The organism is Caballeronia sp. SL2Y3, from assembly GCF_022879575.1.
Classification (GTDB): Bacteria; Pseudomonadota; Gammaproteobacteria; order Burkholderiales; family Burkholderiaceae; genus Caballeronia.
In genome coordinates, this window is the sequence record NZ_CP084261.1 from 1,187,639 (window position 1) to 1,202,762 (window position 15,124).

Genomic DNA, 15,124 nt, shown 5'->3' on the forward strand with positions numbered 1-15,124 from the left:
CAACGAGAGGAGACGACCATGCGACACACCGTCATCGGAGTATTCGATACCTACGCCCAGGCCGAGGATGCGCGCTCGGCGCTCGTCACGGCCGGCTTCGCGCGCGGCGATATCGAGCTTCAGGCGAACCCGAAGCGGGACGATGCCGCGCAGCCGTCGAGCTTGAGCGACGCCGAGACGCACGCGCAGCCGGGCGTGCTCGCCAACATCGAGCGGTTCTTCAGCATGCTCTTCGGCGGACGCGATCATCCGCCCGAAGTCGCGCATTATTCGGAAGCGGTGCGCCGGGGCGCGGTGCTCGTCGCCGTCGATACGCCGAGCGAGGCGCAAGCCGACATCGCCCGCACGACGCTGACCGACTGCGGCGCCATCGACATCGATGAACGCGCGGCGAGCTGGTCCACGCTTTCGCACGGCGCGGCCGCGACGCCGCCCACGACCGCCGACGACCGCGATCACTCCATTCTCGACGAGCTCGGTCTCGGTCGCGGCAGCGGCGTTCCGGGCCGCGATCCCGTGAATCCGCCGCGTGCGGACGTGCCGCGCGCGCGCGCTTATCCGCGCTCGGACGCGCCGGTTGCCGATCCGGTCGCGCCGCCGTTCATCGACCCGCTCGCCGGCCCGCTCGGCGATCCGCTGCTCGATCCGATCGGCGAGCCGCGCACGCCGGCGGGCGGCGGAATCGGCAGCGAAACGGGCGCCGAAGCCTTCACGCGCACCGATCCCGCGACGCTGACCTCGCGCGACTACGTGACCGACCCCGCCGACGATCCGCTGATGCCGGCGACGCGCCCGCAGCGCGGCACGCCGGAGCCTTCCACGACGCAATACGAACAAGTCGAAACGAAGCCGGCGACTGCATCGCAAGGACAGGCGCAAGGACAGGCGCAGACCGATCCGCTGACCGGCGTGCACGTCGATCCGAACACGGACTGGCGCTCCATCGACACGATCGAGCCGTTGAGCACGCTGGACGAGCCCGCCAAGCCGCAGCAATTGAACATGCAGAATCAGGTGCAATCGCAGTCGATGCCCGCGATGGGCGCGGCAGGCGATCCGATCGGCACGTCGGCGGCGTCGCAGGCTGCGGTTCCGCTCGGTCCGCGCACGGTGCCGAACGAGTACATGGAGTACGAAGAAGACTTTCGCGCCGACTACGCCACGAAGTACGCGACGACCGGCGAGCCGTACGAGGACTATGAGCGCGCGTATCGCTACGGCGCGACGCTCGGCAACGACGAGCGTTTCCGCAATCGCGCGTGGGACGACCAGATGGAGTACGAGATGCGGCGCGACTGGGAAAGCCGCCATCCCGAAGGCGATACGTGGGATCGCTTCAAGGCGGCGATCCGTCACGGCTGGGATCGCGTGACGGGGCACCATCACGTGTGACCGGCGATATCCGCTCTAAATGACGACGGCCCGCTCGCGCGGGCCGTTGTCGTTTGTAAAGCGCCTCAGCCTCAGGCGGCGAAATCCCGCACCCACGCGACGTATCTGTCCACGAAGGTTTGCAAGAACTTGCGCGTGTCTTCGCTCACGATATTTCCGTTCGCGTCGATGCGCTTTTCGTCGTGTTTGATGTACATCTCCGGCTGGCCCATCAGCGCGACGTCGAGGTACGCGCACACGCTGCGCAGATGCGCCTGCGCGAGCGCCGTGCCGATGGCGCCGACCGACGTGCCGATGACCGCGCCCGGCTTGCCGCCCCACGCGCTTTGTCCCCACGGCCGCGAGCCCCAGTCGAGCGCGTTCTTTAGCACGCCGGGAATCGAGCGGTTGTATTCGGGCGTGACGAAAAGCAGTCCGTCGGCTTCGGAAATCTTCTGCTTGAGCGTGCGCGCGGCTTCGGGGAAGTCGCTGTCGTATTCCTGGCTGTAGAGGGGCAGGCTGCCGATGTCCAGATGCTCGAAAGTGAAATCGCTCGGCGCGAGCGATTCGAGCGCGTGGGCGAGTTGCCGGTTAAATGAATCCTTGCGCAGGCTCCCCACGACCACCGCGATCTTGTACGCCATGACATTTCCCCCGTCGAAAGGATGAGATTGAACCACCGATACATCATCTGTAGTCAACGCGAGAGCACATGATAGGCCCATCGCCCGGCGATCGTCACGGGGATGCCGCGAATGGTCCGCGGCTCCGTTTCTGTAACCAATCGGGCAGTCCAGCCCGCGCCGCATGAACACTCGCTTTGCGGCCAGCTATCCCCACGTTTATCCACAGAAACTGTGGATAAGTACGCGAAACGGCTGGCGGACCGCGCTTTTCGATTCAGGAACGAAACAAAACGCGACGGCAGGCCCTTTCATTGACCGAAAAAGACGTTGCATTGCGCGGCCGTGCCCTGACACGTCGACGGCTGAGAATCGGCCGCTTGGGCAGCGCCGGCTGCTGCGAAAAGAGCGATGGATGCGGCGAGAATGGAAAGAATGCGCTTCATGGAATGCCTCGGCTTAAGTTCGTTAACCGACCGGTCGGATCGGATGAGGCGAACTTTATCGGCGTCACGACGGCGGAAAAAGCGGCTTCGACTAAAGTGATATTTGCCCCGTTTGCAATAATCGGAGCGCGGTCACACCATCAGCGCGAGACAGAGCGTGACCGTGACGAGCGACAGCACGGTCGAAAAAAGGATCGTGCTCGACGTCACGCTGCCCTCGCGCCGGTAGAACTCGGCGAGCATGAACGGGCCGGTGCCGGTCGGCAGCGCGCTGAGAATCACGGCGCTTTTGGCCCACAGCGGCGGCAGCGCGAACACCTGGACCGCGAGCCACCACGTCAGAAGCGGCTGCGCCAGGAGCTTGAGCGCGACGAGTGCGCTCGTCGTCCGCGCGTTGCGGGCTTCGCCGTTCGCGCCGAGAAAGAGCCCGAGCGCGACCGGCGCGATCAAGAGCGGATTCTTGCCGAGCGACTTCGCCACGCGCCACAGCGTCGCGCCGATACCGCTTCCCGCTTGCAAGCCGAGTTCGATCAGCACGATCGCGATGCCGAAGAGCACGCACACGGTCATGATCGTCGCGATGACGGCAGGCGCGAGGCTCGGCTTGCCGAACGCGAGCAGGCAGAGCGGCAAGCCCACGAAGCCCGTGTTCGGATAAGCGGCGTTCAGCCCGTCGATGCTGGCATCGGCGAGCGGGCGGGCTTGCATCAGCCGCACGCCGAGCGTCAGCACGAACACGACCGCCGATCCGATGCCGAATGCCGCGATGAACGCCGGTTGATCGAGCGTCTTCAGTGGCGTTTTCGCCATGATGTCGAAGAGCAGCGCCGGGAGCGCGAGATAAACGACGAAGCGGTTCAACTCGGACGCCGCCGTGGGCCCGAGCTTGTTGAGCTTGCGGCACGCGTAGCCCGCAGCGATCAGGCCGAAGACGGGCAAGACGATGGTGACGAGCGGACCGACGAGCGACGAGAAAAACGCAGCGGGCGAAGAAACCGGCGATGACATGAAAGAACGCTGGCGCGCGGGCGGAATCGGGAGAGCCGAAAGCATACTCGCAGATAGTCAGGTGAGAGGTTTCGGGAGCGGCCGGACGGTGAGGACCGCTGCGCCGACCGCTCTCACTTCACGGTTCGGCGCACGCGTGACAGAGCTTTCACTAATCGCCGCAAGTCGTTGATTCCAGACAGAACGCGGGTTTCGCCGATTTTGCGCCTTGCGGGCGACGCACTCGCTCGACCTTCGCTGTCACCGCGCCGCTGCGCTTTGAGGTGAGACGTTTCGGGAGGTGCGGAGCGCGGCCTAGCGCATGATCGGCACGCGGGACAAAAGCCAATGATCGCAACGTCTTTCGGCATAGCCGCCGGGCCGCCGCACCACGCTGCACGCGCGAAAGGTGAGACTTTCCGGGACCGCTCGCGTCGGAACGCTCATTGCTATCCGATTGATCTCCAACGGACTTCAAACGCAATGAAATCACGACGACCTTGGGCGTATGGCGCCGCGGCGCTGATAGCGATAGGAGGCATCGGTGCGCTCGCGGCCTATGGACTGAAAGGCGCGAAGCGCAGCGGTAACGAGAACGTGCCGGAGCCGTCGAAGGCCGTGGACCTCGACCGCTATCTCGGCCACTGGTTCGAATTCGCCCGCTACGAAAACCGCTTCGAGCGCAATTGCGAAGCTGTCACCGCCAACTATGCGCGGCGCGAGGACGGTCTCATTTCGGTCATCAACGCGTGCCGCGAAGGCAGCCTCACCGGACGATACCGCTCGGCGGAAGGACGCGCGAAGGTCGTGCCCGGATCGAACGGAACGAAGCTCAAGGTCTCGTTCTTCGGGCCGTTCTATGTCGGCGACTACTGGATTCTCGATCACGCCGACGACTATTCGTGGTCTATCGTCGGCGAGCCGACGGGCCGCTATCTGTGGATTCTCACGCGCGAGGCCCGCCCTTCGGCCGAATTGCGCCGCACGCTGCTCGTGCGCGCCGCCGCGCTCGGGTACGACACCACGATGCTGCGCGAAACGCAGCACGACTGAGCGCGGTCCGGCTCAGTTCGCCTTGCAGGCGAGCAGCAGCGAATTCTGGTTGTTGTCGCTCGACTGATCGAGCACGTCGTAGCCGGCGGGACACGCCACCTTCGCGTTATCGGTACACAGACGCCAGCCGCCATAGGCTGGACAGGTGACGAGTTGCGTCGGCCGGCCGTCGGCGGAAAAAAGCGGCGGCGCGCTGCTGCATCCGCCGAGCGCCCACGCGCTCGCAGCGAGCATGACGATATGGCCGATTGCCTTGCCGAGCTTCATCCCGCACCCCTTGTTTTCAGGTCGTTATTCTTGATTCCGTGGTTCCGCGAGTATGCCACGCACAGCTCTCGCGCCGATTTTCGATGCCCGGCGCGAGTCACACCTCGATGCCGAGTGCCGCGATCTTCTTGTACATCGTCGCCCGCCCGATGCCGATGCGTTGCGCTGCTTCCGCCACGCGCCCGCCGCTCGAGCGCAATGCGTCGGCGAGAAAGCGGCGCTCGAAGTCGTTCATCGCCTGCGCGTAGGGCACGGCCGCTTCCATCTGTGTCTTTTCGAGCGGCGCGGCCGGCTTCGAGTCGATGAAGGCAGAGAGAGCGCGTGCGTCGATATGCTCGCTGTCCGAGAGCATCAGCGCCCGTTCGAGCGTGTTGCGCAACTCGCGCACGTTGCCGGGCCACGCGCACGCGGTCAAAAGACGCAGCGCGTCGTCGTGAAGCACGAACTGGCGGATGCGGCCCGTGCGCGCTTCGCCCGACAGGTCTTCGAGGATCGCGTACGCGAGTGCCTCGATATCGCCGAGCCGCTCGCGCAGAGGCGGCGCGTGGATCGTCAGCACGTTCAGACGATAGAACAGGTCGGCGCGAAAGCGCCCCGCTGCAACGAGCGCGGGCAGATCCGCCGACGTCGCCGCGATGATGCGCACGTCCGCGCGCACGATGCGGTTCGACCCGAGCGGCTCGAACTCCTTGTCCTGCAACACGCGCAAGAGCTTGCCCTGCAACGGCAGCGGCATGTCGCCGATTTCGTCGAGGAACAGCGTGCCGCCGTCTGCCAGCTCGAATTTGCCGACGCGCCCTTTGCGTTCCGCGCCCGTGTACGCGCCCGGCGCCGCGCCGAAAAACTCCACTTCGAGCAGCGTGTCCGGAATCGCCGCGACGTTGACGGTGACGAGCGGCTTGGCCGCCCGCGTCGATGCGCCGTGGATCGCGTGCGCGAGCAGTTCCTTGCCGGTGCCGGTTTCGCCGAGCAGCAGCACGGGCGAATCGACGAGCGCCGCGCGCCGCGCCTGCCGCTTCACTTCGAGACTCGCCGGGCTCGTGCCGACGAAGCTCGCGAACGTGTACTTGGCCCGCCGCGCCTGCGCGAGCGACTGCCGCGTCGCGATCAATTCCTGCTGGACGCGCGAGTAATGCGCGAAGAGCGGCGTGAGCGCCTTCATCTCGTCGAAGAGCGCGAAGCCGATTGCGCCGACGGTCGCGCCCTGATCGTCCTTCAGCGGCAGGCGCGTGACGACGAGCGGCTCGCGGTCCGTCTCGAGCACGTCGAGCAAAATCGGCTTGCCAGTCGCGACGACTTCGCGCATCAGGCTGTTCGGGATGACCGCTTCGCAGTCGAGACCGATGGCATCGGTCGGATCGGAGAAGCCGAAGCGCGCCGCATAACGCTTGTTGATCCAGACGACGCGGGCGTCCGCATCGACGATGAAAGTGCCTTCGCTCAGATTCTCGAACGTCTTGAAGAGCGACTCCATGGCGCGCCGCATGACGTCGCTGTAGTCGGCGGGTACGTTGATCCAGTCGTTGCGCATCGGCGCGTGTCTCCATTTTTCTCTTATTGGCGACAGCGTATCTCATATCGGAGACAGTCGACAGCCTTGTCAGACGCCCGAAGTACGCTCGACGATAGCTGTGCCGTCTCTTATCGGAGACAATTGGGCGACTTCCCGCAGGTCGCGCCGCCTTGGCGCGTGCGCCGGTGTGCTCTCCCGACCATTGGCACGGAAGCTGCATGATTGCGCGCCGCCGGCGGCCCGCCGTAAGAGCCGTCGACGAAGTTCAAAGAACAACCATTCACGGAGACTCAATGTCGTTCCTCATCGTGCTCGCCGCCCTGGCGTTCCTGATGCTGGCCGCCTATCGCGGCTACAGCGTCATCCTGTTCGCGCCGATCGCCGCGCTCGCGGCCGTCCTGCTCACCGATCCCGCCGCCGTCGCGCCGGTGTTCTCGGGCATCTTCATGGAGAAGATGGTCGGCTTCGTGAAGCTCTACTTCCCCGTGTTCCTGCTCGGCGCGGTGTTCGGCAAGGTGATCGAACTCTCCGGTTTCTCGGAGTCGATCGTTGCCGCTGCGATCCGCTACATCGGCAAGTCGCGGGTCAATGCGGTGATCGTCGCCGTATGCGCGTTGCTCACCTACGGCGGCGTGTCGCTCTTCGTGGTCGTGTTCGCCGTGTATCCGTTCGCGGCGGAAATGTACCGGCAGAGCAATATCCCGAAGCGGCTGATGCCCGGCGCCATCGCGCTCGGCGCGTTCTCATTCACGATGGATTCACTGCCCGGCACGCCGCAGATCCAGAACATCATCCCGACGACGTTCTTCAAGACGACCGGCTGGGCCGCGCCGTGGCTGGGCGTGATCGGCTCGGTGTTCATCATCGTCGTGGGCCTTTCGTTTCTGGAGTGGCGCCGGCGCTCGGCCATGGCCAAGGGCGAAGGCTACGGCACCTCGCTCGTGAACGAGCCTGAACGCGTCGAATCCACCAACATGCCGAATCCGCTGCTCGCGGTCGCGCCGCTCGTGCTCGTCGGTGTCGCGAACTTCGCGCTCACGCGCTGGATTCCGACTTGGTACGGCGCGAGCTATACCGTCGCGCCCAATGCGCTGCCGGGCGTGCACACGCCGGTGACCACGGCCATCAAGCCGGTCATCGCGATCTGGGCGGTCGAGGGCGCGTTGCTGCTCGGCATTCTGCTGGTTCTGCTGACGGCGTTTTCCCGCGTGAAGGAACGTTTTGCGCCGGGCACGCGCGCCGCCGTGGCGGGGGCGCTGCTCGCCGCGATGAACACGGCGTCGGAATACGGCTTCGGCGGCGTGATCGCGGCGCTGCCGGGCTTCCTAGTCGTCTCGGACGCGCTGAAGAGCATCCCGAATCCGCTCGTCAACGCCGCGATTTCCGTGAGTTCGCTCGCGGGCATCACGGGGTCCGCGTCGGGCGGCATGAGCATCGCGCTTGCCGCCATGTCGGACCTTTTCATCAAGGGCGCGGAAGCCGCGCATATTCCGCTGGAAGTCCTGCACCGCGTGGTCGCGATGGCGAGCGGCGGCATGGACACGCTGCCGCACAACGGCGCGGTCATCACGCTGCTCGCGGTCACCGGACTGACGCACCGCGAGTCCTATCGCGACATTTTCGCCGTCACCGTTATCAAGACGCTGGCGGTGTTTTTCGTCATCGGCGTGTACTACGCGACCGGAATCGTGTAATGGATCGAATGGCCGCACGCTTTAGCGCGGCGGCCATTCGCTATTCTTTGTCCGATTATAACGAGCAGGTTTACCCTCATTACCGCCCGATAGTCGGTCATTTAGTATCTAATGCGCCAGTTTTGTGCTCGATTAACTGATGCCTGATAAAATGGCCAGACGACAGTGCATCCAGCGTAAGCATGTGCTCACGCTTAATCTGGAACATCTAATCGCGGGCTTTTACGTGAATCTGACTCCTGAAAAAGAAAATGTCTCTCGCGCTGTTATTCCGGCGTCCGCCGACCGGTCGCTGGCATTCGAGCACTGCCGCGATCCCGAAAGCATTCGCGCTCTCGAAGCGGAATGGACCGCATTATATCGCCTCATCGACGGCGAATATTTTCAATCATTCGAATATTGCTATAGCAGCCTGATGAGCGAACACGTCGGCACGCGGCGCAAACCGCATTGTGTCGTCGCGAGGCGCAACGGAAAGATGGTGGCCGTGTGGCCGTTGCTCGTGTCTTATCGCAATTGCTGGAAATTCGCTGAACCGCTGACACCGCAAAACCGTTCGCCGAGCGATATTCTCGTCGCTCCGGAAAAGGACGCGCAGCAAATCGTCGAAGCGCTGTACAAAGAGACCGTGCGAGCCACGCGCGCCGACGTTTTCGAGTTATGGCGCATTCGCAAGACTTCGCCGCTTTATGCGTGCGCGAAGCGCCAGGCGGTAATTCGCCGCGAAGAAGAAGACCTCACGCCTCACGCAGCCTTACGCGGCATTCAGGACTGGAATGCCTTCAGCCGCTCGCGGTCCGGACGAGAGAAAACCAAGCCGGAGTACCTCAAACGGCGGCTCGCGAAGGAAGGACAGTTCAAAGTCGAATTGATCGAGCCTTCGGACCCGCGCCTCGAATCGTTTATCGAATGGTTCGTGGTTCAAAAGCGAAAATGGGCGACCGAGAAAATCGGGGAAAGTCTATGGACATTCTCCGATGCCAGCCTGAAGTTCTGGAAAGCGCTTCTTTCCGGTCCGGCCGCTGCCTCCGGAATCTTCAGGCTCTTCGTCATGACCTTCAATGGCGAACCGGTCGCGGCGAATATCGTTTCGATGAATAGCAATACCTTCTATCTCATCGCGATTACTTACGATATGAACCTGAAGAAATTCTCACCGGGCACCATTCTCGTCGATGAGTGCGTGAAATGGGCTTTCGAACATCATCTCGACTTCGACTTCGGTCCCGGCGAGCAACGCTATAAAACGTCGTGGAGCGGCGGCGAGTCGTATCCGATGTCCTCGTTCATGGTGCTCGCCACGCCGTGGGGACAAACCGGTTATATGACGAAGCAATTCGTCAAACAGACACGCGAACGCGCCATGCGCGTCGTAAATCGCGTCGTGCGAAAATCGGTCGCGCAGGCGACGCCTGAAAGCGATTAGCTGTCCCGTTTTGATTAATATCGAAGATAGTCGTACCCGCAGCGCTACAGGAAAAGGAAACCGCTCATGACTCAATCCGCATCGAACAACCTGGCCGGCAAGACCGCGCTCGTGACCGGCTCGACGAGCGGTATCGGCCTCGGCATTGCCACGGCGCTCGCGCAAGCGGGGGCCAACCTCGTGCTGAACGGCTTCGGCGACGTGAGCGGCGCGCTCGCGCAGATCGAGGCAACCGGCGCCAAGGCCGTGCATCACGCGGCCGACATGACCAAACCCGCCGAGATCGAAGCCATGATCGCGTTCGCGGCTGAACGCTTCGGCGCGCTGGACATTCTCGTGAACAACGCAGGCATCCAGCACGTCGCGACCATCGACGAATTTCCGGTCGAACGCTGGGACGCGATCATCGCGATCAACCTGAGTTCCGCGTTCCATACCATGCGCGTCGCGCTGCCCGGCATGCGCGAGCGCGGCTGGGGCCGTGTCATCAACATCGCGTCGGTGCATGGGCTCGTCGGCTCTGCGGGCAAGTCGGCGTATGTCGCGGCCAAGCACGGCATTCTCGGACTCACGAAAGTGGCGGCGCTCGAAAACGCGCGCACGGGCGTCACCGTCAACGCCATTTGCCCCGGCTTCGTGCTGACGCCGCTCGTGCAAAAGCAGATCGACGATCTCGCCGCCCGGGAATCGCTCTCGCCCGACGCCGCCCGCGCGAAACTGCTCGGCGAAAAACAGCCGTCCGCGCAGTTCGTGACGCCGCAGCAGATCGGCGACATGGCCGTGTTTCTGTGCTCGGACGCCGCGAGCGAGATGCGCGGCTCGGCGTTGCAGATCGACGGGGGATGGAGCGCGCAGTAAGCATCCAGCGACAATGCGCCGCATCCGCGCGGCGCCGGTATCCCTCAAGTCGGTAGGGCTATTAGCCGTTATGTCCTTGTAATGCGAGGTGGCGTTCGACGTCGGAACGCGCCTCGCGAAGCAAACCAGAAAGGACATCATGCGCGACAACCAGCCCGTCACCCAGCGAGAATTCGATTTCCCCGCAGCAGAAATGCTGGTCTCCGCCACGGATCTCTCCGGCAACATTCAGTACTGCAATCCGGCTTTCGTCGACGTGTCGGGATTCACGCGGGAAGAACTGATCGGCCAGCCGCACAACATCATCCGGCATCCGGACATGCCGCGCGAAGCCTTCGCGGACTTGTGGTCGACCGTGCGTGCCGGCCGTTCGTGGACCGCGCTCGTCAAGAACCGCCGCAAGAACGGCGACCACTACTGGGTGCGCGCCAACGTCACGCCCGTGATGGAGCACGGCAAGGCGATCGGCTATCTGAGCGTGCGCGTGAAGCCGGGCCGCGCCGAAGTCAAAGAAGCGGAAGCTCTGTACGCGACGATGCGCGCCGGCAATGCGCCATACCGGCTCGAACGCGGCGCGCTCATCAGGCGCGGCATCGCGGGCAAGCTGGCGGCGCTCGGGCGCGTGCCGGTGACGATGCGCGTCGCGGCGGGTTTCGCGGCTGCGCCCGTCGCTGCGCTTATCGCGGCGCTCGTCGCCTGGCGTGGCGCGCCGCCGCTGCCGTTCTGGATCGCGCTCGGCGCGGGCGCGGCGGCGAGCTTCGCGGGATGGCTCGCGCTTTCGCGTCAGCTGGACGTGCCGGTGCGCACCATGTCGGGATTCGCCGCGCGCATGGCCGCAGGCGATCTCACGGTCGACATGCCCGCCGCGCGCCACGACGATCTTGGCGACGTGCAGCGCGCGCTCGGCCAGTTGAAGGCGAATCTCGCGGCCATCGTCCTCGACGTGCGTGGTCAGATCGGCGGCATGCTCGACGCCGCACGCGACATTGCCAGCGGCAACACGGATCTGTCGCGCCGCACCGAGTTGCAGGCGGCGTCGCTCGAACAGACGGCCGCGACGATGGACCAGCTCACCACGACGGTTCAGGGCAACGCGGACGCCACGGTGCGCGCGCTAGAAGTCGTGAAGGAAGCGCAGTCGGCGGCGGAAGACGGCGGACGCATCGCGAGCCAGGTCGAGCGGACGATGGCGGGCATCACGGCCGCGTCGCGCCGGATCGCGGATATCACCGACGTGATCGACGGCATCGCGTTTCAGACGAACATTCTCGCGCTCAACGCCGCCGTGGAAGCGGCGCGCGCGGGCGAAGCGGGCCGCTCGTTCGCCGTCGTCGCGACCGAAGTGCGCAACCTCGCGCAGCGGTGCGCGGCGTCGGCGAAGGAAATCGAGAGCGTCGTCGCCACGAGCGTCGCGCAGATCGAGGAAGGCACGAGCCTCGTGTCGCGCACGACGAGCCAGATGCGCGCCATCGACGAAGCGGTGCATCGCGTCTCGACCATCATCATGGAAGTGGCGAAGGCGAGCGGCGAGCAGGCCGAAGGCATCGCGCAGGTGAACCAGGCGGTCGCGCATCTGGACGATTCGACGCAGCAAAACGCCGCGCTCGTCGAGCAGGCGGCGACGACGGCCAAGCGGCTCGCCGAGCGCGCGGTCGTCCTGGACGAAGCCGTGCGGCTCTTCACGGTCGCGCCGCCGCGCGAACCGGCGACGGCGTAGTCTGCAAGCGCGCGGCGCTTGGTACTATCGGGACATTGCCAACGAGGAGTGTCTCCGATGACCGCTGAGAACAATCGCGCGGAAGAAGCGCGCGCGATGGAACGTATCGTCAATGCCACGCGGCAGGTGCAGTCCGCATTCGTCGCGCTGCAGAAGCAGTTTCCGCCCGAAGGCGACGGCCGGCCCTCGCAGATGGCGCTCCAGACGTTCGACGCCGCGCTGCAGGAGCTCGAAGACGCGCAGGCGTCCTTCGACACCATGCTCAACGATCTCTTCGACGGCAACCGCTAGGCGTCGCCCAGTACCTTGCGCAAGGCCGGCACGTCGTCTTGCGCGGCGGGGCTGCGGTCATCCACCGTGGGCGCGTTCGTCTGCGAATCGAGGCCGGCCCACGACACGCCATCGGTGGACTGGCGGCGCGCGGCCGCCACGCAGGCATCGACCAGTTCCTTGAACGACACCGCCGCCGAACTCGTCCGCACGAGCACTTCGCCTTGCAGCGGACTTTCCGCGACCACCAGCCCGACGATCAATTCCGCCGCGGGCGCGCGCTGATGCAGCCGGCGCAGCAGATTACGCAGATACGGCGGCGATTCAGCGGCATCGAACGAGACGACGCAGATGATCGTCACGCCCGACAAGTCCACTTCGCCGAAGCGCCCGCGCGAGAACCGCTCGTAGCCGGTGAAATCCGCGCCCAGCCCGTGCTTGCGGAAAAGCTGCACGGCGATGGTCGCGGCGAGATCGTCGAGTGGACTTCTCCCCGCGATGCACAGCACCGACGCCGTGTGCCCTTCCGCGCCCGCGTCGAAGTATTCGGGCGGCGATTCGGATGCGACCGGAGCCGTGTCGTCGGCCGCCAGGTTCACGAGCGGCTCGTCCTTGCGCTGGACTGCGGGCGTCACGTCCTCGGCGTCTTCCAGACCTTCGATGATATCGAGCGCCGATTCGTTGATGCGCTTCAACTGGTCCGCCGTCACCACGCCGCGCAGCACGTCGTTATGCGCGAGCCGCAGGCCTTCGAGCGCGACTTCGTCGTAATACGCGACGAGCGACCGTTCCTTCAGCAGCGACTCCGCCTGCACGAGCGCTTCGTCTGGATCGTTGGCGAGCAGGCGCTGATAGAAGTTTTCCGCCGGTGTCAGCGCGGGCCGGTCGCCGAAAAGCACATCGAGAAATTCGAGGCGGTCCACGTGTCGCCCGAGAATGACGAGGCAAAGCGTAAGCGGCGTCGAAAGCACGAGGCCGATCGGCCCCCAGATCCAGCTCCAGAAAATCGCCGCGACGATCACCGCGAACGGGGAAAGGCCCGTGCTGTGCCCGTACAGAAGCGGCTCGACGATCTGCCCGGCCACGATGTCGGTGGCGCCGTACAGCACGATGGTCCAGATGAGCATGGTCCAGCCCGGCCCGACCGCCGCCGCGAAAATCACCGCGAGCAACGCGGCAATCCATGTCCCGACATACGGCACGAAGCGCAGGAGCGCCGTCATCACGCCGAAGAGCAACGCCCCCGGCACGCCGATCACCGCAAGCCCGATGCAGATGATGGTTCCCACGCCGACGTTGATGCCCAGTTGCGCGAGGAAATAGCGCGAAAGGCGGCGCGCGGCCTCGTCCATCGCGGTGGTCGCGCGGTGCAGGTCGCGCGAACCGAAGAGGCGTATCAGCCGGTCGCGCAGGTCTTCCCGCTGCAACAGGATGAACACCGCGACGACGAGCACGATGCCAGTGGTTTCCAGTGGACTGATGACGGGCGAGAGAAACCGCTGCGCGAGTTCCAGCGGCGACGGCGCCGGCTCGTGGACTTCGACGGGCATCGGCTGATCGATGGGCGAAGCCGCCGGGTTGTCCTCGTTCGCGTGCGGCTCCTGCTCGCGCGCCGGCGACAGACGCTTCAGCGCACGCGACGCGCGCCCGAGAAACGCGTCCGCGCGGCCGACCGTCATGCGCTGGATGCTGTCGACCTTGCGCTCGACCGCCACCTGATACTTCGGCAGATCGCCCGCGAGTTGCGCGACCTGCGCGCCGATCAGCGCGCCGACGGCTGTAAGCACGGACAACGCGACCACGACCGCCACGATTACCGACGGCACCTGACCGAAACGCAGCCGCCGCAGAAAATCGACGAACGGCGCGAGCAGAAAACTGAGCAGGATCGCGAGGATGATCGGGATCATCACTGCACGCCCGAAATACAAGGCGCATATCACGACGACGACCGCCACGAGCGACGCCAGCGCGCGCAGGCCCGGCGCGTCGGGCGGCAGGATCTTCGCAGGAGGCCGGCGCGGGCCGGGAAGTGGAGGCATGGAGTCGGCTCGTAGGAAATCCTTTCCGAGAGAAGCAAGGCGCGTGCCGGTGAGCTTTTTCGGGAGCGCGTTTTCGAGAGGTGAGCCGATACGGGAGACGCGCGTGGATTGATCTGGAAACGAGAACAGTTATTTGATTTCCGCCCGTATTCTGCTTCACGGCGCACGAACTCATACTGCCTCTCAAGCGACCGGGATTCCCCCGGTCCACATGAGAGGAGTTGCCATGAAGCTCTACCATCACCCGCTTTCCGGCCATTCGCACCGCGCTCGCCTCTTTCTGCATCTGCTGAACGTCGAGCACGACGAAGAGGAAGTCGATCTCGGCGCCCGCGCGCACAAATCGCCCGAATTCCTGCGCCTGAACCGCTTCGGCCAGGTGCCCGTGCTCGTCGACGGCGAGCTCGTCATTCAGGACTCGAACGCGATCCTCGTCTACATCGCCAAGAAGGCGGGCGCGACGCAATGGCTCCCCGAAACGCCCGCCGAAGCCGCCGCCGTGCAGCGCTGGCTTTCGGTCGCGGCGGGGCAGATCGCGTTCGGTCCGGCGGCCGCGCGTCTCGTCACGGTGTTCGGCAGCAAGTTCGACGTGGATGAAGTCATCGCCCGCGCGCATGCGGTGCTCAAGGTGATCGACGACGAATTGCAAAGCCGCGACTGGATCGCGGATATCGGCAGCGCGCATCCGACCATCGCGGATATCGCGCTTTACAGCTACATCGCGGGCGCGCCGGAAGGCAATGTCGATCTGTCCGGCTATCGCAACGTGCTGGCGTGGCTCGCGCGCATCGAAGCGTTGCCGGGCTTCGTGCCCTTTCAGAAGACGGCTGCTGGCCTGCGCGCCTGACCCCTTGCCG

At 64.8% G+C, this 15,124-nt stretch carries 13 protein-coding genes; 8 read left to right on the top strand and 5 right to left on the bottom strand.

All coding sequences use genetic code 11. From position 1 onward, the window contains the following. Positions 1-18: 18 nt before the first annotated feature. Positions 19-1,392: a hypothetical protein gene (locus tag LDZ26_RS18835; RefSeq protein WP_244849647.1), complete on the top strand. Its 1,374-nt coding sequence runs from the start codon at positions 19-21 to the stop codon at positions 1,390-1,392. A gap of 71 nt (positions 1,393-1,463) precedes the next feature. On the opposite strand, the gene LDZ26_RS18840 is transcribed toward LDZ26_RS18835, so the two are convergent. Then, positions 1,464-2,015: an NADPH-dependent FMN reductase gene (locus LDZ26_RS18840; RefSeq protein ID WP_244849648.1), complete on the bottom strand. Its 552-nt coding sequence runs from the start codon at positions 2,013-2,015 to the stop codon at positions 1,464-1,466. Positions 2,016-2,572: 557 nt separating this feature from the next. Continuing rightward, positions 2,573-3,448, bottom strand: coding sequence for an AEC family transporter (locus LDZ26_RS18845; RefSeq protein ID WP_244849649.1), 876 nt, complete (start codon positions 3,446-3,448; stop codon positions 2,573-2,575). Positions 3,449-3,910: 462 nt separating this feature from the next. Between LDZ26_RS18845 and LDZ26_RS18850 the strand changes: the two genes are divergently transcribed. Continuing rightward, positions 3,911-4,480, top strand: coding sequence for a lipocalin family protein (locus LDZ26_RS18850; protein ID WP_244849650.1), 570 nt, complete (start codon positions 3,911-3,913; stop codon positions 4,478-4,480). Positions 4,481-4,492: 12 nt separating this feature from the next. On the opposite strand, the gene LDZ26_RS18855 is transcribed toward LDZ26_RS18850, so the two are convergent. Together LDZ26_RS18855 and LDZ26_RS18860 are read right to left on the bottom strand one after the other, a co-directional pair. Then, complete coding sequence (locus tag LDZ26_RS18855) at positions 4,493-4,747, bottom strand: hypothetical protein (protein WP_175940781.1); 255 nt, start codon at positions 4,745-4,747, stop codon at positions 4,493-4,495. Positions 4,748-4,844: 97 nt separating this feature from the next. Continuing rightward, positions 4,845-6,278 (bottom strand): sigma-54-dependent Fis family transcriptional regulator, encoded by a 1,434-nt coding sequence (locus LDZ26_RS18860; protein WP_244849651.1) that lies wholly within the window; start codon positions 6,276-6,278, stop codon positions 4,845-4,847. 275 nt (positions 6,279-6,553) lie between these two features. Between LDZ26_RS18860 and LDZ26_RS18865 the strand changes: the two genes are divergently transcribed. The 5 genes from LDZ26_RS18865 to LDZ26_RS18885 all read left to right on the top strand — a co-directional run bounded on the left by LDZ26_RS18865 (position 6,554) and on the right by LDZ26_RS18885 (position 12,246). Beyond that, entirely contained in the window at positions 6,554-7,954 is a 1,401-nt protein-coding gene (locus LDZ26_RS18865) for a GntP family permease (protein WP_244849652.1), read from the top strand. A 415-nt stretch (positions 7,955-8,369) separates the two neighbouring features. Then, on the top strand, positions 8,370-9,380 hold the full coding sequence (locus tag LDZ26_RS18870; protein WP_244849653.1) for a GNAT family N-acetyltransferase: 1,011 nt from the start codon (positions 8,370-8,372) through the stop codon (positions 9,378-9,380). A 66-nt stretch (positions 9,381-9,446) separates the two neighbouring features. Further along, the gene (locus LDZ26_RS18875) at positions 9,447-10,238 is read left to right on the top strand and encodes a 3-hydroxybutyrate dehydrogenase (protein WP_244849654.1); all 792 of its coding nucleotides are present in this window, start codon (positions 9,447-9,449) and stop codon (positions 10,236-10,238) included. A 139-nt stretch (positions 10,239-10,377) separates the two neighbouring features. Next, positions 10,378-11,955 (top strand): PAS domain-containing methyl-accepting chemotaxis protein, encoded by a 1,578-nt coding sequence (locus tag LDZ26_RS18880; RefSeq protein ID WP_244849655.1) that lies wholly within the window; start codon positions 10,378-10,380, stop codon positions 11,953-11,955. A gap of 57 nt (positions 11,956-12,012) precedes the next feature. Further along, positions 12,013-12,246, top strand: coding sequence for a hypothetical protein (locus LDZ26_RS18885; RefSeq protein ID WP_159839271.1), 234 nt, complete (start codon positions 12,013-12,015; stop codon positions 12,244-12,246). Here the strand turns inward: LDZ26_RS18885 and LDZ26_RS18890 are convergent. Then, the gene (locus LDZ26_RS18890; RefSeq protein ID WP_244849656.1) at positions 12,243-14,267 is read right to left on the bottom strand and encodes an AI-2E family transporter; all 2,025 of its coding nucleotides are present in this window, start codon (positions 14,265-14,267) and stop codon (positions 12,243-12,245) included. The genes LDZ26_RS18885 and LDZ26_RS18890 overlap by 4 nt on opposite strands. Positions 14,268-14,493: 226 nt before the next feature. On the opposite strand from LDZ26_RS18890, the gene LDZ26_RS18895 reads away from it, so the two are divergent. Beyond that, on the top strand, positions 14,494-15,114 hold the full coding sequence (locus LDZ26_RS18895; protein WP_244849657.1) for a glutathione S-transferase family protein: 621 nt from the start codon (positions 14,494-14,496) through the stop codon (positions 15,112-15,114). The last annotated feature ends 10 nt before the right edge of the window (positions 15,115-15,124 follow it).